This is a genomic window from Micromonospora matsumotoense (assembly GCF_050951065.1).
In the GTDB taxonomy this organism is placed as follows: domain Bacteria; phylum Actinomycetota; class Actinomycetes; order Mycobacteriales; family Micromonosporaceae; genus Micromonospora; species Micromonospora matsumotoensis.
Genome location: NZ_CP192025.1, coordinates 4,241,773 through 4,260,344, shown reverse-complemented (window position 1 = coordinate 4,260,344; position 18,572 = coordinate 4,241,773). Strand labels below are relative to the sequence as shown.

The following is an 18,572-nucleotide window of genomic DNA, read 5'->3' as shown; positions in this document are numbered from 1 at the left end:
GGGTACCGCCCCTCCGTCGCCGGAGGGGCGGTACCCGTTCGGGTGCGCCGGCCCGCTTGCTCCTCACGCGGCGTCAGGGCACATAGTCGGTGCCGTGGAGGAACACCTGACCGTGGGGCGGGTGGCGGAGCTGGCCGGGGTCACCGTCCGCACGCTGCACCACTACGACGAGATCGGCCTGCTGACGCCGTCCACGCGGACCCCGGCGGGGCACCGGGCATACTCCGCCGGCGATGTGCGACGGCTGCGGGAGGTGCTCGGCTACCGGCGGCTCGGCTTCGGACTGCGGGAGATCGCGGCGCTGGTGGACGACCCGGCGACCGACCCGGTCGCCCACCTGTGCCGGCTGCGGGGCCTGCTGACGGACCAACGCGACCGGGCCGCCGCCATGGTGGCGGCCATCGACCGGGAACTGGAGGCGCGGGCGATGGGGATTCCGACGACACCGGAGGAACAGCTGCGCGGGTTCGGCGCGCAGTTGTACGACACCATCGGGTCCGCCTACCCGGCGACGCGGCGCACCGAACCACGGATCGCCGCGCGCCTCTGGGCCGCGCTGGGGGACGCCCGGACGGTGCTGAACGTCGGGGCCGGCACCGGTTCCTACGAGCCGCCCGACCGTGCGGTCACGGCGGTGGAACCGTCGGCGGTGATGCGGGCCCTGCGTCCGGTGGGCGCGGCGCCGTGCGTGGCCGCCACCGCCGAGCGGCTGCCGTTCGAGGACCGGTCCTTCGATGCCGCGATGGCGGTCAGCACCGTCCACCACTGGCCGGACCCGGTCGCCGGGCTGCGGGAGATGCGGCGGGTGGCCCGCCGCGTGGTGGTGTTCAGCTACGACGCCGACGAGACCGGTTGGCGGGAACGGTTCTGGTTGACCCGCGACTACCTGCCCGAGTTCGCGGGCCTGCTCGTCGGCTGGCCCCCGCTGGGCGAGCTGACCCGGGCGATCGGCGGGCGCGCCGAGCCGGTGCCGGTCCCGTGGGACTGCGCCGACGGACTGTTCGAGGCGTACTGGCGGCGGCCCGAGGCGTACCTGGACGAGCGGGTGCGCCGGGCGATGTCGGTATGGACCAGGGTCGGACCGCCGGCCGAGCAACGGGCCGTCCGGATGCTGGGGGAGGACCTCGCCTCCGGCCGGTGGGCCGAGCGCAACCACGACCTTCTCGCCCGCGACACCGCGGAGTTGGGTCTCCGCCTGCTCGTGGCCTGACCGCCCGCACCGGGGCGCGACGTCGTGCGGCGTGCCCGCTGTCGCGGGCCAGGAGGTTGTGGACGGGCGCCCTCGTAGGGCTGACCCGGGATCACTGGAGTATGCGGTCGACGAACTCGGCTATGGCGGCGTCGACGGACAATCCGGTGTCGAGTGGCGCGGTGAGGTGGTCGAGCATCAGTCCGTCAATGGCGTAATGAAAGAGGGCGAGTTCGGTTTGCCCTCCGGGCAGACCGGAGTCGCCGTGGAATGCGACATCCTCCTGGAAGGCTCGCTGTCGCCACGCTCCGAGCGTTGCGGCGATGGCGGGGCGTCGCGCAGCTTCCAACCGCAGCTCGAAGAGGGCGAGTGACACATGCGGGTCAGCACTCAGTCGTCGCACGACGTCGCGTAGGTAGTCGGCGAAGAGTGCCCGGTCGGGAGGCCGCGTGTCACGGGAGGCAACGACCTCGGGATCGGGCGTGAGCCGCTCTCCGATGCGGTCGACCAGTGCGGAGATGAGATCGTCGCGGGTGGGGAAGTAGTTCGAGGCGGTGCCGCGTGGTGTGCCGGCTGCGGCGTCGACGGCGCGGTGAGTGAGACCGCGGGCTCCCTCCTCGGCGAGCACGCGGATCCCGGCGTCGGCGAGAGCGGAGCGTCGTTCGTTGTTGCGAGCCATGTCGCTCATGCTAGCCAAACCACGACTCCTGTTGTAGTTTTACTACGACAGATGTCGTGATTGGAGACGCCATGCGAAAGCTCGTCTACTACGTCGCCGTCAGCGTCGACGGGTACATCGCCGACCCGACAGGCGGGTTCGATGCGTTCCTCGTCGAAGGCGATCACGCGTCGGTGGTGTTCGGCGAGTACGCGGATGCGCTACCCGGGTACGCCCACGCAGCGCGGGGAATCGAGCCGCCGAGAACGCGATTCGACACGGTGATCATGGGGTGGAACACGCTCACCCCCGCACTCGATGCCGGTGTCGCCAGTCCCTACCCGCACCTGCGTCAGGTCGTCGCGAGCCGCCACCCACGCGACGTCGACCCGGCGATCGCCCTCACCGACGATCCGCTCGCCACGGTCCGCAGCCTGAAGCAGGAAGGCGGTCTGGATGTCTGGCTCTGTGGTGGCGGCGAACTCGCAGGCACGCTCCTGTCGGAGATCGACCACCTCGTCCTGAAACGCAACCCCGTCGCCTTCGGCTCCGGCATCTCCATGTTCGGCAACGCCTCCTACGCACCGCGCGCGTTCACGCTGACCGGCAGCCGCTCATTCGAGTCCGGCGTCGCGATCGAGGAGTACGCCTCCCGGGGCAGAGCGTGAGCGCCGCGATCATGCGGATCCATCGCGCGACGGTCACCCGCGCCCGAACGCTCCGTTGACGCTCCAGGGTCGTCGCCGGCTGATCGAGCCGCTGCATCAGCCCACGGCGACGGTTCCGGCGGTGGTGGCGCGGATCGAGGGGGTGAGGGCACAGGTGGTCGGCGGCGCGGATCGAGTTCGGGCTCGCTACAGCTAGCCTGCCGGCATGGTGAGCACCGAACTGGATGAGTTGATCGTCGCCGACGCGGACGCGCTGCGCGGATGGCTGTCGGCCCACCACGCCACCTCGCCCGGCGTGTGGCTCGCCCTGACCCGCAAGGGCGGCACGGTCACCACGCTGACCTGGCAGCAGGCGGTCGACGAGGGCCTGTGCTTCGGCTGGATCGACGGGCAGGCCCGCAAGCGGGACCTGGAGACCTCCTGGATCAGGTTCACCCCGCGCCGGCCGCGCAGCTCCTGGTCGCAACGCAACGTCGCCCACGTGGCCCGGCTGGAGGAGCAGGGGCGGATGCGGCCCTCGGGCCGCGCCGCGGTGGAGGCCGCGAAGGCGGACGGGCGGTGGGCGGCCGCCTACGCCCCGCCGTCGGAGGCCCAGGTGCCGGCGGACCTGCTCGCCGCCATCGCCGCCGACCCGGCCGCCCAGGCCATGTTCGACGTGCTCACCAGCGCCAACCGGTTCGCGCTCATTCACCGACTCCACGCGCTGAAACGGGCGCAGACCCGCGAGCGGAGGATCGGTGAGTTCGTCGCCATGCTGGCCCGCCACGAGACGATCTACCCGCAGAAGGCCAGGCCCCCACAGTCGCCGTGATCCCTGTCTATCGTGGCGTCGCGCGCCAGGCGTCGGCGTGCAGGGCGTAGGTGTAGCCGTCCACCCAGCCCCGTTCGGCGTGCCAGGAATCGCCGACGCCGTGCTGCTCCCGACGCATCCCGACCTTCTCCAGCACCCGCACCGAGGCGAGGTTGTCGGCGAAGCAGCCGGCGGTGATCCGGCGGACGCCCAACCCGGTGAACGCGTGGGCCACCATCGCCGCGACCGCCTCGGTGGCGTAGCCCCGGCCGGCGTGGGTCGGGTCGAAGATGTAGCCGAGCTGCGCCTCCGTGCGTGCCGGCATGCCCGGCTGGCCCATCCCGTCCACCACGTCGAGCGAGACCGTGCCGATCACCAGGCCGGCCAGGGTGACCGCCACGCTGTGGTCGTGGGGGTCCGCCGCCGCGCGTCGCCACGCCGCCCGGAAGGCCGCCGGCTCCACCTCGGTACGCAGCAGCCAGTAGGTGACCTCCGGCAGGTTGCGGTATTCGAGGATGCGGTCGACGTCCTCGTCCCGGACCGGGCGGAGTGCCAGGCGGGCGGTGCGCAGTGTGGTGCCTTCCATGCGGTCGGACTCTAACCCACCGTGGCCGGGGTCAGCCTGCCGGTCGCAGGTCGGCGAGGAGTTGCTCCACCCGGGCGCGGATCTCGTCGCGGATCGGGCGGACCGCCTCGACGCCCTGGCCGGCCGGGTCGTCGAGCTTCCAGTCCTCGTAGCGTTTGCCGGGGAAGACCGGGCAGGTGTCGCCGCAGCCCATGGTGACGATGACGTCGGAGGACTCCGCGCTGGCGTACTCCAGGAGCTTGGGGGTCTGGTCGGTGAGGTCGATGCCGACCTCGCGCATGGCCTGCACGGCGGCGGGGTTGACGGTGTCGGCGGGCGCGGAGCCGGCGGAGCGGACCTCGACGGTGTCACCGGCGAGGTGGCGCAGCCAGCCGGCGGCCATCTGGGAGCGGCCGGCGTTGTGCACGCAGACGAACAGGACGCTGGGCTTGTCGGTCACGGTGGTTCCCTTCGGGGTGGCCCGGTGGCGGGCGGGCCGCGCGGGTCAGGAGCGGGCGGCGGTGGTGGGGAAGAGGCGGTGGCGGGCCCAGCGGGAGACGTAGACCAGCCCGACCAGGACGGGCACCTCGATGAGCGGGCCGACCACCCCGGCGAGGGCCTGGCCGGAGGCGATGCCGAAGGTGCCGATCGCGACGGCGATGGCCAGCTCGAAGTTGTTGCCGGCGGCGGTGAAGGCCAGCGTGGTGGTACGCGGGTAGCCGAGGCCGACGGCCCGGCCGAGCAGGTAGGACCCGGCCCACATCACGGCGAAGTAGACCAGCAGCGGCAGGGCGATCCGGGCCACGTCCAGCGGGTGGCCGGTGATCGCGTCGCCCTGGAGGGCGAACAGGATCACGATGGTGAACAGCAGCCCGTAGAGGGCGGCGGGGCCGATCCGGGGCAGCAGGCGGGTTTCGTACCAGTCGCGGCCCCGGGCGCGTTCGCCGAGGCGGCGGGTGAGGTAGCCGGCGAGCAGCGGGATGCCCAGGAAGATCAGCACGTTGCCGGCGAGGTCCACGCCGGAGACGGCCAGCCCGGTGCCGGAAAGACCGAGCCAGCCGGGGAGCACGGCCAGGTAGAACCAGCCGAGCAGGCCGAAGGCGACGACCTGGAAGACGGAGTTGAGGGCGACCAGGACGGCGGCGGCCTCCCGGTCGCCGCCGGCGAGGTCGTTCCAGATGATCACCATGGCGATGCACCGGGCCAGGCCGACGATGATCAGGCCGGTGCGGTACGCGGGCTGGTCGGCGAGGAAGATCCAGGCCAGGGCGAACATCAGCGCCGGGCCGACGAGCCAGTTGAGCACCAGCGACGAGACCAGCAGCCGCCGGTCGCCGGTGACCGTGCCGAGCCGGTCGTAGCGGACCTTGGCCAGCACCGGATACATCATGATCAGCAGGCCGATGGCGATGGGCAGCGAGATGCCGCCGACGGCCACCGCGTCGAGCACGCTGTCCAGCCCGGGGACCAGGCGGCCCAGGAGCAGTCCGGCGACCATCGCCAGGCCGATCCAGAGCGGCAGGAACCGGTCGAGGCGGGACAGCCGGCCGACCCCGGCGGGGGCGGTGGGGGAGTCGTGGGTGGCGGTGCTCACGGGCATTCCCGGCGGGCGGTCGCCGGCACGACGGTGAGCAGCGCGGCGAGTTGCCGCAGCAGCGCCGGCCGGGCCCGGTAGTAGACCCAGGTGCCCCGCCGCTCGGCGTCGACCAGCCCGGCCTCGCGCAGCGTCCGGAGGTGGTGCGAGATCGTCGGCCCGGTCAGGTCGAACGCCGGGGTCAGGTCGCAGACGCACACCTCACCGCCCTCGGCCGAGGCGATCATCGACAGCAGCTGCAACCGCACCGGGTCGCCGAGGGCCTTGAAGGCCGGTGCGAGCACCGCGGCGGTCCCGGCCGGTAGGCGTTGCTCCACCAGGGGCGGGCAGCACGGCGCGTCGGCGCTCAGGTCGACGGGGGCGAGGGGCCCCGCTTGTTTAGACATGCATCTAGGTTGACACTAATCTAATCAGCGTGCAACTGTCTGGTCCGACGGACGTCGCCTCGTGCGGCGCTCCGGTTCCCGCCCGCCGCCGACCCGGTCCCGGGTGGTCCCGCCGATGCCGAACGGAGCCCGCCCATGGCCGACGTCACCCTCCGCAGCATGCGCGCCGACGACGCCGACCGGGTGCTGGCGATCTACCAGGCCGGCCTCGACGCCGGTGACGCCAGCTTCGAGACCACCGCGCCCACCTGGGCGGCGTTCGACGCGGGCCGGTCACCCGGGCACCGGCTCGTCGCGGTCGACGGCGACGGCGTCGTGATCGGCTGGATCGCGGTCGCCCCGACCTCGGCCCGCGCGGTCTACGCCGGGGTGGTCGAGCACTCCGTCTACGTCGACCCCGCCGCCCGGCGGCGCGGGGTGGCCCGGCTACTGCTGGACGCGCTGATCGCCTCGACCGAGGCGGCCGGCGTCTGGACCATCCAGTCCGGGGTCTTCCCGGAGAACGCCGCCAGCCTCGCCCTGCACCAGCGGGCCGGCTTCCGGGTGGTCGGCCGGCGTGAACGGGTGGGCCGGCACCACGGGCGGTGGCGCGACGTCGTCCTACTCGAACGCCGCAGCCCCGTCATCGACTGACCACCCCGCCCCACCGCCCTGAGGAGTCACCTGATGAACACCATGGACACCCTGCCGGTCGTGGTGATCGGCGCCGGCCCGGTCGGCCTCGCCGCCGCCGCCCACCTGCACGAGCGCGGCCTGCCCTGCACCGTCCTCGAAGCCGGCGACGGTCCGGGCGCGGCGGTCCGCCAGTGGGGACACGTCCGGCTCTTCTCCCCCTGGCGGTACGACATCGACCCCGCCGCCCGGCGACTGCTCGACGCCGCCGGCTGGACCGCCCCGGACCCGGAGGCGCTGCCCACCGGCGCGGAGTTCGTCGCCGACTACCTGCGACCGCTCGCGGAGCTGCCGAGTCTGCGGCCGTGGCTGCGCTACGACGCGCGGGTCGAGGCGATCAGCCGGGTGGGACTGGACCGGCTGCGGACCGCCGGCCGCGACACCACCCCGTTCCTGGTCCGCCTCGCCGACGGCGAGGAGATCGCGGCCCGTGCGGTGATCGACGCCTGCGGCACCTGGGGCACCCCGAACGTCCTCGGCGGGGCCGGCCTGCCCGCCCGTGGCGAGCGGGAGGCCAGTGATTTCCTGGAACACGCGCTGCCCGACGTGCTCGGCGCGGCGCGGGACCGGTTCGCCGGCCGGCACACCCTGGTCGTGGGGGCCGGGCACTCCGCCGCCAACACCCTGCTGTCCCTGGCCGAACTGGCCGCCACCGGGCCCGGCAGCGAGGTGACCTGGGCGATCCGGTCCGCCTCGCCGGCGCGTACCTACGGCGGCGGCGACGCCGACGCGCTGCCGGCCCGGGGCGCCCTCGGCGTCCGCCTGCGTGCGCACGTCGACGCCGGCCGGATCCGGCTGCTCCCCGGCTTCTCCGTGCACGCCCTCACCCCCGCCGCCGGGCGGGTGACGGTGGTGGTGCGGCACGCCGACGGGAGCGCGGAGACGGTCACCGTGGACCGGGTGGTGGCCGCCACCGGCTTCCGCCCCGACCACTCGATCACCACCGAACTGCGGCTGGACCTGGACCCGGTGCTGGGCGCGACCCGGGCCCTGGCCCCGTTGATCGACCCGAACGAGCACTCCTGCGGGACGGTGCCCCCGCACGGCGTGGACGAACTCACCCACCCGGAGCCCGGCTACCACGCCGTCGGGATGAAGAGCTACGGCCGGGCCCCGACGTTCCTGATGGCCACCGGCTACGAGCAGGTCCGCTCGGTCGTCGCCGCCCTCGCCGGGGACTGGGCCGCCGCCCGCGACGTGCGACTCGACCTGCCCGAGACGGGCGTGTGCCGCAGCAACCCCGACGACACGGTCGACGGCGACGACTGCTGCGGTGCCCCGACCGTCGAGCCGGCCGGGCGGGGCCTGGCCACCGGTCTCGCCGGCGGGCTGCTCGCCGCCCCGCTGAGCCTGGTCACCGTCGATGCCGCACCCGCCGGGGGATGCTGCTCCGGCTGACCCGCCCCACCGGCTCCCCGGTGCCCGCCGACCCGTCGGCGGGCACCGTCCGTGGTGGCCGGCGGTCGCCGCAGGCACCGGTCCGGAGGCGAAACCATGGTTCCGGTACGCGCAGCAGCACAGTGTCAGGTAGGCGACGCAGCCCGCGCGGCCCCTCGCCACGGCCGGATCGACACCCGCTCCAATGCCTTCTGAGCTGGGAAAACTGGTAGGAACAGATCGAGATTCGACTTCCCGTCGACGGCGGGGAGCGGGTCGATTTCCGCCGGTCACCTTCGCGGTACGGGGCATCAGGCACGCGGTCCAGAGCCGAACGGCTGCCTCATCCCTTCCTCCGTGGTGGCCCACCGCCCCCCGATGAGGGAGAACACTTCATGTCCCTGGTGCACCGTCTCCACCCACGGGCGGCCTTCGTCGCCGCCCTGCTGCTGCTCGTCGGCCTGCTCACCGCACCCACCTCCGCCTCGGCGCGTGACCCCGGCCGGTCCGTCCCGCCCCCGGCGTCCACACTCCACCGCCCGCTTCCTGCCGCGCCGGCCACCACCGTGGCGGCCCGGCCGAAACCCCCGGCGGCCCCGGCCGCACCCACCGCCACCCGCTTCCGCACCACGGCCACGGTCACCTGGAAGGCGCCGGCCTCGCCGGACACCGCCATCACCGGGTACGCGGTGACCGCCTACCGGGACGGAAAGAAGACCCGCTCGGTCTCCTTCGACGCCTCGACGACCAGCCGGAAGGTCTCCGGGCTGACGGCGAAGGGCAGCTACACCTTCACCGTGGCCGCGAAGAACGCCGCCGGGACCAGCCCGGCCAGCGCGCGCTCGAAGGCGGCGAAGCTGCTCGCCCTGCCGGGCGCCCCGACCATCATCGCGGTCACCGCAGACACCGCCTCGGCGGTGCTGAGCTGGACCCCCGGCCCGGACGGCGGCTCGCCGATCCTCGGCTACCGGATCACCCCGTACGTCGCCGGGGTGCCGCAGGCCGCCCAGACCTTCGGGCCGGCCACCACCAACACGGTGACCGGCCTGGTCCCGACCACCACGTACACCTTCACCGTGGCGGCCCGCACCGCCGCCGGCACCGGCCCGGAGTCCGCGCCGTCGTCGGCGGTGACCGCGAACGTGTCGCCGACCCTGCTGTTCGACGCGCCCACCGAGGCCACCCTCGGGGTCGCCTACACCGCCACCCTGAACGTCACCCACGGCGTGCCGCCGTTCATCTGGTCGGTGGCCTCCGGCACGCTGCCACCCGGGTTGATCCTCAACCCCACCACCAACGGCATCTCCGGGGTGCCGACCGTCGCCGGTCAGTACCCGGTGGTGATCCGGGTGGTCGACGCGGTGGCCCGCTCCGGCACCCGGTTGATCGTGATGACCGTCAACAAGACGCCCATCCTGAACTTCCCGCCGCCCCCGCTGGCCGAGGTCGACGCGATCTACTCCGACCTGCTCACCGTGGTCGGTGGCACCGCGCCGTTCACCTGGGGGTTGGCCGACGGCGTGCTGCCGCCGGGGCTGACCCTCGACCCGGCCACCGGCCTGATCTCCGGCCGGCCGACCACGGTCGGCACCTTCCCGGCCACCGTCCAGATCACCGACGCCAACGGAGTCACCGCCACCAAGCAGATCCGCCTGGTGGTGCAGCCCAAGAGCATGGTCACCCTGACCGCCTCCACCGCCGCCACCACCTTCGGCACCTCGGTGCACTTCGCGGCCGTCATCGGGCCGGGCCAGGCCGACGGGACCGTGACGCTGATCGAACAACAGCCCAACGGCGTCGAGACGCGGCTCGGCACGTTCCCGGTGGCGCTCAACCGGTCGGAGTTCGACCTCAAGCTGCCGGCCTTCGGGCTGAACGCGTTCCGGGTCCAGTACGACGGGGTCTCCCCGCTGGCCGAAGCGGTGTCCAACGAGGTCACGGTCGAGGTGTCGGCCGTGCCGGGCCAGGTGTTGATCAACCAGTTCGCCCAGTCCGGCATCAACGGGCCGAACGACCAGTTCGTTTCGGTGATCAACACGACCGGTATCGACCTGCCGATCGCCGGGTTCCGGATCGAGTACCCCGGCGGCGGGACGGTCCTGGTGCCGGGCTCCGCCCGCGCGCTGCCCCCCCGCCACGCCTTCCTGTTCACGTCCCCCGGCTACTCGCTGTTCAACATCCAGCCCGACCTGGTGGTGTCCAACCTGGGCCAGAACGGCCTCCGGCTACGCGCGCCGGACACCGCGCACACCGTCGTCGACGCCGCCGGATCCACGGTCGGCTACGCCGAGGGCACCCCACTGCCGGCGTTCGGCAGCCCGCCGTTCGTGCCGCACGCCTGGAACCGGCTCGGCGTCGCCGGCGTGCCGCAGGACACCAACGACAACGTGGCGGACTTCCGGCTGGTGGCCACCGTCTTCGGCCCGATCAACGGGGTGCCGTCCGCGCTCGGCACCCCGTCGCCGCAGAACAGCCTGGGCACCTACCAGCAGAACGCCGCGGTGCAGTCGACGCTGCTCGACCCGGTCGTCGCCCAGGGCAGCCCGCCCAACCGGGTCCGGGTCGACGGCAGCCCGGGGTCGCTGACCATCCGGCGTACCCTCACCAACCGGTCCAGCGCGCCGATCACCCAGGCCCGGATCAGGATCACCAGCCTGAGCCAGGAGAACGGGGCGCCGCTGCCCGGTGCGTCGTCCCCGCCCGTGCACGCCCACATGCGGGTGGTCAACCCGGTCAACCCGACCAGCTCGATCACCATCAGCAACGGTCAGACGCTGCTGGTGCGCAACCTGTCGATGGACGCGCCGGCGACCAGCCCGCCCGGCGGCGGGCTCGGCACCACCCTGACGATCCCGCTCGAACTCGGCGGGCTGCGGCCCGGTGGTGAGCTGCACATCGCGCTGACCTTCGCCGTCGACACGCCGGGGACCTTCTGGATCGCGTACGACGTCGACGCGCTCGGCGGCGGTGCCGTGCCCACGGTGGCCGGGTCCGGCAAGACGGCCAAGAAGGCCACGGCGGCCAAGTCGGCCAAGCAGCGGGCGCTCGACGCCCGCCGGTTGGCCGAGTCGAAGAAGTTGAGCCTGATCACCGGCACCGTGCGCTGAGGCACTGCCGCATCAGGGGTGCGGGTGGCGGGTCACCACGACCGCCACCCGCACCGCTGCGCCGACGACGGTCGTTGACCAGGACATGAACGGGGCGGTGATGGGGGCGACCGGGCGGTCCGTCTACGGGCTGTGCGTACACGGGTTGGACGAGGTCGAGGAGCTTCCCCCGGCCGAGGCCCACCCGGATCGTCCGGCGGTACGCGTCCGGCAGACCACCGCCGCGCCGCCACCGCCGGTGCCGGTCGACCTCGACGGCGGGGTGCGGGTCCTCGCCGACGGGCGGACCCTCGCGGTGGACCGGCGGCGGGGCACCGCCACCTTCCACGGCCCGCCGCTCGCCCCCGACGTGCTCGCCCACCCCTACCTCGCCCCGGCGGCGACCGTCTTCAACCGGTGGGCCGGCCGGGAGACGTTCCACAGTGGCGCGTTCGTCCACGCCGGGCGGGCCTGGGCGGTGCTCGGCCCGCGTACCGCCGGCAAGAGCAGCCTGCTCGCCGCCCTGGCCGCCCGGGACGTCCCGGTGGTCGCCGACGACATCCTGGTGGTCGGCCAGACCGAGGTCTACGCCGGCCCGCGCTGCATCGACCTGCGGGAACCCGTGCCGGGGCCGGCGTTGGCCACCCGGACGGTCCGGGCCGGTGAGCGGCTGCGGGTGGCCCTGCCGCCGATCGCCGACCGGACCCCGCTGGGCGGCTGGCTCTTCCTCGGCTGGGGCCGGACGCCGGCGACGACCCCGGTGCCCCCGGCGGAGCTGCTGGCCCGGCTCGCCGGCTGCCGGTCCTGGCACCGGTTGCCCACCGACCCGGCCGCCCTGCTGGGCCTCGCCGCCCTGCCGGCGTGGGACCTCACCCGGCCGCGTGACTGGGCCGCGCTCGGGCCGACCCTGCGGCTGGTCGAGCGGACCCTCACCGCCGCGCGGGCCGTGGCGGCGTCCCGGTGACCGCACCGCAGGCCACCGGCGTGGCGGTCCGGCACCTCGCCCTCGACGCGACCGCCGTGGCGACCTGCGCCCGGCTGGCCGACCGGGGCATACCGGCCATCCTGCTCAAGGGGGCCGGGCTGGCCCGCCGTCTCGGCACCGAGGGACGCCGGGTCTATTCCGACGTCGACCTGCTGGTCGCGCCCGACGACTTCGACCGCGCCGAAGCGCTTCTCGCCGGATCGGGCTTCCGCAGCGCGCTGCCGCCGGGCCGCCCCGATCCCCGCCTGCACTGGTATGAGCGCCCCTGGTATGCGCCCGGCCCGGCCCCGATCGTCGTCGACCTGCACCGGGGCTTCCACGGGGTGACCGACCCGCAGGCGTTCTGGGCCCTGCTGTCGGCGTCGGCGCAGCGGCTGCCGTTGGCCGGCGGCACGGTCGCCGTACCCGATGTGGCCGCCACCGCCCTGCTGGTCGCCCTGCACGCCGCGATGCCCGGTCGCTCCGACCGGCCGTACGCCGACCTACTGCGTGCGTTGGTGGTCTTCCCGGTCGAGGCGTGGCGGGCGGCCACCGTGCTCGCCACACGGACGGGCGCGCTGCCGGCGTTCGGCTTCGGGCTGCGCCTGGCACCGGGCGGCGCGGAGCTGGCGGACCGCCTCGGCCTGCCCCGGCAGACGAGCCGGACGCAGTGGGCCGCCGTGCGTCGGGTCTCCGGCCCCGCGTACGTGCTGGCCCGGCTCGCCGAGCTGCCCACCGGACGGGACCGGTGGCGGCACCTGGTGCCGTACCTCCTGCCACCACCCACCGCGATGCGGCACGGCAGCCGGCTGGCCCGGCGCGGTCCGGTGGGCCTGTCGGCCGCCTACCTGCTGCGTTTCGCCCGGCACGTGGTCAGCCTGCCGACGGCGGTGCGGGAGCTGCGGACCGCCACCCGGTTGGCGCGGCGCTCCCGCCATGGCTGACCGGCACCGGTCGACCCTGCGTGCCATGGCGCGGGCGCTGCGCCGGGGTGGCCTGCCGGCGGCCCGGACGGCCCTCTGGGCGGGCCGGGCGGTGCGTCAGGCGCGTCGGCAGCTCGCCCGGCAGGGCATGACCGACCTGCGGCTGCCGGCCCCGCCGCCCGGCGCGGCCGCCCACCGCGCGGTGGTGCTCGGCGTGCTGCGCCGGACGGGGGCCAACTGCCTGGAACGCTCCCTGGTGCGGCAACGCTGGTACGGCGCTCAGCTGGTCGCCCGGACGGTCGTCATCGGGGTGACCGCCCCGAGCACCGGTTTCCACGCCCACGCCTGGCTCGACGGCGACACCGACGCCGAGCGGGAGGCCATGGTGGAGATCCTCCGCCGGCCCACCCCGCCGGCCTGGCTGGGCGAACGGCCCTGACGCCGGTCACCCGGGCCTGGCGGTCGGCCCTGACGTCGGGTCATCCGGGCCGGTCGGGCTGGCGGGCCGACAGCGGGTCACGGCCCCGGTAGCAGGCCGTGTCGGCGCAGGTCGTCGAGGAAGGCCGCGACATCGGCGCTCGCCCGGTCCCGATCCACGGCGGCGTCGGCGACCAGCACGGTCACCAGTTCCCGCTGCGTCGCGCCGCCGACCAGGCGCTGCCACAGCAACGCCCCGCAGCGGTCCAGCCCGAAGTAGACGGAGCGGTCGGTGTCCAGCACGACCACCTCGTCGCCGGCCCGCCGCCAGGCCACCCGGGTCGGGTCCACCCGGTGCACGGTCTCCGGCCGGCTCATCCGCTCACCTCCGCGTCGGCCCCGGCGCGTCGCCCTCCGGCCGGCGGCAGCGCCCGGATCGGCGTGGCTCGTGGTGGGAACCGGGGGGCCGCGGGTGGTGTGGTCGCCAGCCAGAGCTGCTGGACCAGGGCGGCGGTGCCGCCGGGGATCGGCCAGCGGGACCAGGTGTCGCGCAGCGCGGCCACGTCGACCAGTTCCGGGTCCGCGCCGGTGCCGTCCCAGGAGCGGACGAACTCCCGGGTCGGGGTGCGCAGGAAGACGTCGCGGAAGTGGGCCTTGCGGCGGGGCGCGGTGACCTCGGGCGGCAGGGCGTCGCCGACGATCTCGGCGAGCAGAGCGTCGCGGGAGGTGTGGTGCCGTCGCCCGGCCAGTGCGGTGAGCGCGTCCAGGAACCCGTGGTCGAGCAGCGGGTGGACCGGGGTGACGTCGTGGTCTTCGGCGACGGCGGTGAACGCCGACCGGGTGATCACCAGGTCGCGGCGGCGGAGGTGCCACGCGACGCGCGGGCCGAGCCGGCGCGGCTCGGCCCGCTGCTCCGCCCGCAGCGCGCGGTTGACCTGCCGGGCCGTCTCCGCCGGCAGCCACGGGAACAGCCGCCTCGGCCGGTGCCGGCGCGACAGCTCACGGGCGAGGACCCGGACCCGGCCCAGGCGGGCCCGGGCCGACCGGGGTGGCGGACGACGCCACCCCGACAGCACCTGGTCCCCGCCGAGGCCGGTGAGCAGGCTTCCGCCACCGGCCAGCTCCAGCAACGGCAGGTGCAGGTGCAGGTTCACCGGATGCCGTACCCCGTACCGGTGCAGGAAACGGCCGGCTACCGGGCCGATCAGGTCCAGGTCGTCGTCGGCCCGCAGGATCTCCCACGAGGCCCCGACGCCGAGCGCCGCGACGACCCGGTCCTGCCAGGACGACTCGTCGGCCCGGGGCGCGCCGGTGAACCGCCAGGTGACCGGGACCGGGTCGGGCAGGCCCTCCCACCGGGCCATCCGGACGGCCACGGCGAGCACCAGCGACGAGTCCAGCCCGCCGGAGAAGCTCACCACGCACGGCGGTCGGCGCAGCGCGGGCAGCACCGCCCGGCCCAGCGCGGCGAGCGGGTCCGGGGCGACCGGCGGGACGGCCCGCAGCGTCGGTGGCCCCACGCCCAGCACGGTGCCGGACGCGATGTCGAACGGGGTCGGACGGAGCATGGGCACCTCAATCACGGGTGAGGGTTCCCCGGGCGGCGGCGATCCGCAGCGCGCGCCCGAAGACCCAGGTCGACAGGGGTAACAGCAGCACGGTGGCGGCCAGCAGGGTGAGTGCGGAGGCGGCCCAGGCGCCGCCGGACAACGCGGCGCGCAGGCCGTCCAGCGCGATCCGGCTGGGCAGCACGGCGGTCAGGGTGGGCAGGACGCCGGGAAGCGCGGCCACCGGGAAGTACGTCCCGGACAGGAAGGACAATCCGACGATCAGCAGCCGGGCGGCGCTCTCGCCGTACCCGACGGCAACGGCGAACGCGGTCAGCCCGATGCCGATCCCCATCATCGCGGCGCTGCCGGCCACCAGGACCGTGACGACGCCCCACCAGTCGGCCCGCGCGGTGTGCAGGCCGAACAGCGCGTGCAGCAGGACCAGGTAGAACCCGGCGCGCAGCAACGCCAGCAGGAACGGGTACGCGGCCGTGCCCACCGCGAGGGCGGACGCCGGCACCGGCTGGGCGGCCAGCAGTTCCAGCGTGCCCCCGCGTTGCTCCCGGGTCATCCGGGAGGTCAACTGGGTGCTCGCGGCCTGGAGGACGAGCATGAAGGTGATGCCGACCGCGACGAAGTCGAAGTAGGTCGTCGCACCCAGCAGGCGGTGCGCCTCCGGTGGCGTCAACACCCGGGAGATGAACAGGAAGACCAGCAGGTTCACCACCCCGAACACGAGATCCAGCAGCAGTGGCAGCCGGATCAGCTGTCGCTCGCCCAGGTCCCGCCGGGCCAGGGCGAGCACGGCTCGACCGCCCGCCGCCGGCCCGAGCCGGGGAGCCGGGCCGGCGGCGGGCGGTGCCGGCCGGGGGTGCAGACGCGGGCCGGTCAGTGGCGTCATCCGGCCGCCGTCAGGGTGAGCCGCTGCTGGCAACGGTTACCGTCGTCGGCGTGGTGGGAGGCGACCACACAGGTCAGCTCCGTCCGCCGGTCGATGGTCTGCCAGAGCAACCGCCGGCCCTCCTCGTCGAGGGAGCGCCCCGGCTCGTCGAGCAGCAGGAGCGCGGGGGTGGCGACGAGCGACCGGGCGATGCTGATCCGGGCGCGCATGCCGGCCGAGCAGCGGACGGCCGGCATGCTGGCGTAGCGGGCGATGCCCAACTCCTCCTCGATGGCGTCGACGGCGGCGCGGACGGCCCGTCCGGGGAGCCGGAGCCGGGCGACGAGCGTGATGTTCTGGTGTGCCGTGAGCTGTTCGTAGAGGCCCTGTTCCGGCGCCAGGCACACGCCGGTCGCGCGCCGGGCGCCCGGCGAACCGACCGGATGGCCGGCCACGGTGGCCTGCCCGGCGCTCAGGGCCAGCGTGCCGGACAGGCACCGCAGCAGGGTGGTCTTGCCGGATCCGTTGGGCCCCGCCAGGAGCACCCGTTCGCCGGCCGCCGCCTCGAAGTCGAGGTCGGTGAAGACACTGCGGTGACCGAACCGTCGGGTGGCCCGCACGAGACGCAGCATCGGCATCCGGCCCTCACCGTTGGTTCAGAGCAGCGAGGCGTCGCCGTTGCCGCCCAGCCCGTCGTCGGGCCCGACGGTGCCGCCCTGGGTGAGTTCGGCGAGGGTGCCGAGCCGGGTGACGGTCGGGGGCCGGTAGCCCGGGGCGTCGGGTGGGGTGGGGGTGCCGTCGAGGTCGCGGAGTGAATCCATGTCAGTTCCCTGCTTCGGTAGGTGGACGCCGGAACGACAACCTTGCAGGCGTTCCGGGGTATTTGGGCGATAGTATCCGATATGGAGTTTTCCTGGGGCAGGCTCCCGTGGTGTGGCCGTCGCGGGAATCAACGCTTCAAGACTGCGGTGGTCACGCCGCTCGGCGGCCTCGTTCCACGAAGTGCGGGCCGTGGGCGGCGTCGCCGCCGGTGCGGAGACCCGGCGCGGGTCGGCCGGGCGCGTGGACCGTCTGATGACTGCCGCCGGCGGCCTGTGTCGGAGCGGTTCCCGGGCTGCCGCCGCCGCCCACTGTGCTCTGTCGTGCGAGCCTTCTATGCTGGCCAAGCTGCGGTGTCCGGCCGGCGGGGCACGCGACGGGTGGTACGCCCCGGGGTGATTTCGACCCGGCCGCTTCGCCTTTCGCAACCCTTTCTCGTGAGCGAAAAATCTGTTTTGGCGCTGCTCGGATCTGTTTTGCTTTCGCCTTTCACCACCTTGATGCGCGTATCGAGAATGTGTGGCGCGACTAGGGTGCCCGATCCGGGGTAGTACAGCTGGGGCATTCCGCGATGTCGCCTATAGTGCGGCATTGTTAGATTTTCACCGCCCGGTGCGTGGCCGGGCGGTGTGGCCACGGGAGGGCACCGGATGGCGGGCTACCGGCCGCCCCTTTCCCGGCGATCGACGGCGCAATCAGCCGTGGAAGCCGATCCTGAGGCCGGGGTGCAGCCATTGCCCTGGCAGCGGTACACCATGACCGACGCCGACGAGGTGCGCGCGTTCTTCCGGGCCACCTTCGCCGACGTTACCGCCGTGTTGTCCGAATTCGGGGCCGGGGGGGCGAAACCGCAGGGCATGAGAACCATGCTCGGCGATGTCATGCTGCACGGACTGCGATACTCGGCGCGTATCCGGGTGGAGGGCGTCGCGCACGGACTGGTCAACATCATCCACGTGCGTGACGGTCGGTTGTCGGTCAGCGACCGCGGGGACGTCCACCGGGTCGCACCCGGCCAGGTGGCCCTCCTGCCGGCGGAGCAGTTGCTGGAACTGGAGTGTGAGGCCGTCGAGTCGTTCACCGTCGGGCTGCCGACGTCGCTGGTCGACGAGGTCGCCCACAGCCGGCTCGGAGGCGACGGTGGGCGGGTGCGGTTCGCGGGAACCCGTCCGGTCTCGGCCGGACTGGAGCGGCACTGGCTGGGGACGCTGGCGTACGTCCGGCAGGTGGTGCTGGCCGACCTCGACCTGGCGACCAACCCGCTGATCATCGGGCAGGTCCGGCACATGCTGGCGACGGCGGCGCTGGCGGTCTTCCCGAGCGCCGCCGTCGTGCCCCAGCCGCGCGGCCCGGGTGACATCGCGCCCTCGGTGGTGCGCCGGGCGATGGACCACGTGGAGGCGCACAGCGATCGGTACGTGTCGCTGACGGAGCTGGCCGAGGCCGCCGGCGTCTCCGCCCGGGGTCTGCAGTACGCGTTCCGCCGATACCAGGACACCACCCCCGCCCGGTACGCCCGCCGGGTCCGGCTGGGCCGCGCCCACGAGGACCTGCTCCGGGGCGATCCGGCAGCGGGCGACACGGTGGCCGCGATCGCCGCCCGCTGGGGGTTCACGGACGCGAAGCGCTTCGCCACCGACTACCGGGCCGCCTACGGCCAGCCGCCGAGCCGCACGCTGCGATCCTGACCCCGACGTCGCGTGTTTGGATGGTCCGGTGGAGTTCACCGTGACAGACGCGCCGGACCGGCAGCGGTTCGAGGCGCGCGACGAGACCGGAACGCTGGCCGGGATGGTCACCTACCAGTTGACCGGCACCATCATCGCCTACACGCACACCGAGGTCGATCCGGCCTTCGAGGGACGGGGTGTCGGGTCGACCCTGGCCCGCGCGGTCATGGACGACGCCCGCGTCCGGGGGCGCACGGTGGTGCCGATCTGCCCGTTCCTCGGTGACTGGCTGGGCCGGCACCCGGAGTACGCGGACATCGTGGTCCGGTCCACCCGCAAGATCAAGTAGGGTGCCGGGGCGGTT

Annotated in this window: 21 protein-coding genes; 11 read left to right on the top strand and 10 right to left on the bottom strand. The window is 73.9% G+C overall.

Translation table 11 applies throughout. The annotated features are described in order from the left end of the window. The first annotated feature begins 94 nt into the window (after positions 1 to 94). On the top strand, positions 95 to 1,210 hold the full coding sequence (locus ACQP1S_RS18715) for a MerR family transcriptional regulator (RefSeq protein ID WP_432897029.1): 1,116 nt from the start codon (positions 95 to 97) through the stop codon (positions 1,208 to 1,210). A 91-nt stretch (positions 1,211 to 1,301) separates the two neighbouring features. Here the strand turns inward: ACQP1S_RS18715 and ACQP1S_RS18710 are convergent, their stop codons facing one another. After that, positions 1,302 to 1,868: a TetR/AcrR family transcriptional regulator gene (locus tag ACQP1S_RS18710; RefSeq protein ID WP_432897026.1), complete on the bottom strand. Its 567-nt coding sequence runs from the start codon at positions 1,866 to 1,868 to the stop codon at positions 1,302 to 1,304. A 71-nt stretch (positions 1,869 to 1,939) separates the two neighbouring features. Here ACQP1S_RS18710 and ACQP1S_RS18705 point away from each other — a divergent pair, with 71 nt between their 5' ends. Then, the gene (locus ACQP1S_RS18705; protein WP_432897023.1) at positions 1,940 to 2,515 is read left to right on the top strand and encodes a dihydrofolate reductase family protein; all 576 of its coding nucleotides are present in this window, start codon (positions 1,940 to 1,942) and stop codon (positions 2,513 to 2,515) included. 205 nt (positions 2,516 to 2,720) lie between these two features. Further along, a complete protein-coding gene (locus ACQP1S_RS18700; RefSeq protein ID WP_432897020.1) occupies positions 2,721 to 3,326 on the top strand; it encodes a YdeI/OmpD-associated family protein in 606 nt (201 codons plus the stop codon). A 7-nt stretch (positions 3,327 to 3,333) separates the two neighbouring features. Here ACQP1S_RS18700 and ACQP1S_RS18695 read toward each other — a convergent pair whose 3' ends face one another. Genes ACQP1S_RS18695 through ACQP1S_RS18680 form a run of 4 tightly spaced genes read right to left on the bottom strand, consistent with a single transcriptional unit; the run spans position 3,334 to position 5,850 of the window. Then, entirely contained in the window at positions 3,334 to 3,891 is a 558-nt protein-coding gene (locus ACQP1S_RS18695) for a GNAT family N-acetyltransferase (protein ID WP_432897017.1), read from the bottom strand. Between the two features lie 31 nt (positions 3,892 to 3,922). Next, positions 3,923 to 4,330: an arsenate reductase ArsC gene (locus ACQP1S_RS18690; protein WP_432897014.1), complete on the bottom strand. Its 408-nt coding sequence runs from the start codon at positions 4,328 to 4,330 to the stop codon at positions 3,923 to 3,925. A gap of 45 nt (positions 4,331 to 4,375) precedes the next feature. Beyond that, on the bottom strand, positions 4,376 to 5,464 hold the full coding sequence (gene arsB / locus ACQP1S_RS18685; RefSeq protein ID WP_432897011.1) for an ACR3 family arsenite efflux transporter: 1,089 nt from the start codon (positions 5,462 to 5,464) through the stop codon (positions 4,376 to 4,378). Next, positions 5,461 to 5,850 carry an ArsR/SmtB family transcription factor gene (locus ACQP1S_RS18680; protein WP_432897008.1) on the bottom strand — a complete coding sequence of 130 codons (390 nt, stop codon included), beginning with the start codon at positions 5,848 to 5,850 and terminating at the stop codon, positions 5,461 to 5,463. The genes arsB and ACQP1S_RS18680 overlap by 4 nt, the downstream gene beginning before the upstream one ends. 135 nt (positions 5,851 to 5,985) lie before the next feature. On the opposite strand from ACQP1S_RS18680, the gene ACQP1S_RS18675 reads away from it, so the two are divergent. From ACQP1S_RS18675 to ACQP1S_RS18650, 6 genes are all read left to right on the top strand, one after another. Continuing rightward, the gene (locus ACQP1S_RS18675; RefSeq protein WP_432897006.1) at positions 5,986 to 6,483 is read left to right on the top strand and encodes an N-acetyltransferase family protein; all 498 of its coding nucleotides are present in this window, start codon (positions 5,986 to 5,988) and stop codon (positions 6,481 to 6,483) included. 33 nt (positions 6,484 to 6,516) lie between these two features. Continuing rightward, the gene (locus ACQP1S_RS18670) at positions 6,517 to 7,920 is read left to right on the top strand and encodes an FAD-dependent oxidoreductase (RefSeq protein ID WP_432897003.1); all 1,404 of its coding nucleotides are present in this window, start codon (positions 6,517 to 6,519) and stop codon (positions 7,918 to 7,920) included. Positions 7,921 to 8,294: 374 nt separating this feature from the next. Continuing rightward, on the top strand, positions 8,295 to 11,006 hold the full coding sequence (locus ACQP1S_RS18665) for a fibronectin type III domain-containing protein (RefSeq protein WP_432897000.1): 2,712 nt from the start codon (positions 8,295 to 8,297) through the stop codon (positions 11,004 to 11,006). An 85-nt stretch (positions 11,007 to 11,091) separates the two neighbouring features. Beyond that, the gene (locus tag ACQP1S_RS18660; protein ID WP_432896997.1) at positions 11,092 to 11,949 is read left to right on the top strand and encodes a hypothetical protein; all 858 of its coding nucleotides are present in this window, start codon (positions 11,092 to 11,094) and stop codon (positions 11,947 to 11,949) included. Then, positions 11,946 to 12,893 (top strand): nucleotidyltransferase family protein, encoded by a 948-nt coding sequence (locus ACQP1S_RS18655; RefSeq protein WP_432896994.1) that lies wholly within the window; start codon positions 11,946 to 11,948, stop codon positions 12,891 to 12,893. Before ACQP1S_RS18660 ends, ACQP1S_RS18655 begins: the two co-directional genes overlap by 4 nt. Continuing rightward, entirely contained in the window at positions 12,886 to 13,311 is a 426-nt protein-coding gene (locus ACQP1S_RS18650; RefSeq protein WP_432896991.1) for a lasso peptide biosynthesis protein, read from the top strand. Before ACQP1S_RS18655 ends, ACQP1S_RS18650 begins: the two co-directional genes overlap by 8 nt. Positions 13,312 to 13,388: 77 nt before the next feature. Here the strand turns inward: ACQP1S_RS18650 and ACQP1S_RS18645 are convergent, their stop codons facing one another. From ACQP1S_RS18645 to ACQP1S_RS18625, 5 genes are read right to left on the bottom strand one after another with little or no spacing between them, the layout of a single operon-like run. Beyond that, on the bottom strand, positions 13,389 to 13,667 hold the full coding sequence (locus ACQP1S_RS18645) for a PqqD family protein (protein WP_363673743.1): 279 nt from the start codon (positions 13,665 to 13,667) through the stop codon (positions 13,389 to 13,391). Further along, complete coding sequence (locus ACQP1S_RS18640; RefSeq protein ID WP_432896988.1) at positions 13,664 to 14,857, bottom strand: asparagine synthase-related protein; 1,194 nt, start codon at positions 14,855 to 14,857, stop codon at positions 13,664 to 13,666. Before ACQP1S_RS18640 ends, ACQP1S_RS18645 begins: the two co-directional genes overlap by 4 nt. Positions 14,858 to 14,864: 7 nt before the next feature. Continuing rightward, complete coding sequence (locus ACQP1S_RS18635; RefSeq protein WP_432896985.1) at positions 14,865 to 15,740, bottom strand: ABC transporter permease; 876 nt, start codon at positions 15,738 to 15,740, stop codon at positions 14,865 to 14,867. Continuing rightward, complete coding sequence (locus tag ACQP1S_RS18630; RefSeq protein WP_432896982.1) at positions 15,737 to 16,357, bottom strand: ABC transporter ATP-binding protein; 621 nt, start codon at positions 16,355 to 16,357, stop codon at positions 15,737 to 15,739. The genes ACQP1S_RS18635 and ACQP1S_RS18630 overlap by 4 nt, the downstream gene beginning before the upstream one ends. Before the next feature lie 18 nt (positions 16,358 to 16,375). Beyond that, on the bottom strand, positions 16,376 to 16,540 hold the full coding sequence (locus ACQP1S_RS18625) for a lasso RiPP family leader peptide-containing protein (protein ID WP_141723044.1): 165 nt from the start codon (positions 16,538 to 16,540) through the stop codon (positions 16,376 to 16,378). A 732-nt stretch (positions 16,541 to 17,272) separates the two neighbouring features. Here ACQP1S_RS18625 and ACQP1S_RS18620 point away from each other — a divergent pair. Beyond that, positions 17,273 to 18,226 carry a helix-turn-helix domain-containing protein gene (locus ACQP1S_RS18620; RefSeq protein WP_432896978.1) on the top strand — a complete coding sequence of 318 codons (954 nt, stop codon included), beginning with the start codon at positions 17,273 to 17,275 and terminating at the stop codon, positions 18,224 to 18,226. Positions 18,227 to 18,266: 40 nt separating this feature from the next. Further along, positions 18,267 to 18,557 (top strand): GNAT family N-acetyltransferase, encoded by a 291-nt coding sequence (locus tag ACQP1S_RS18615; RefSeq protein WP_432896975.1) that lies wholly within the window; start codon positions 18,267 to 18,269, stop codon positions 18,555 to 18,557. The last annotated feature ends 15 nt before the right edge of the window (positions 18,558 to 18,572 follow it).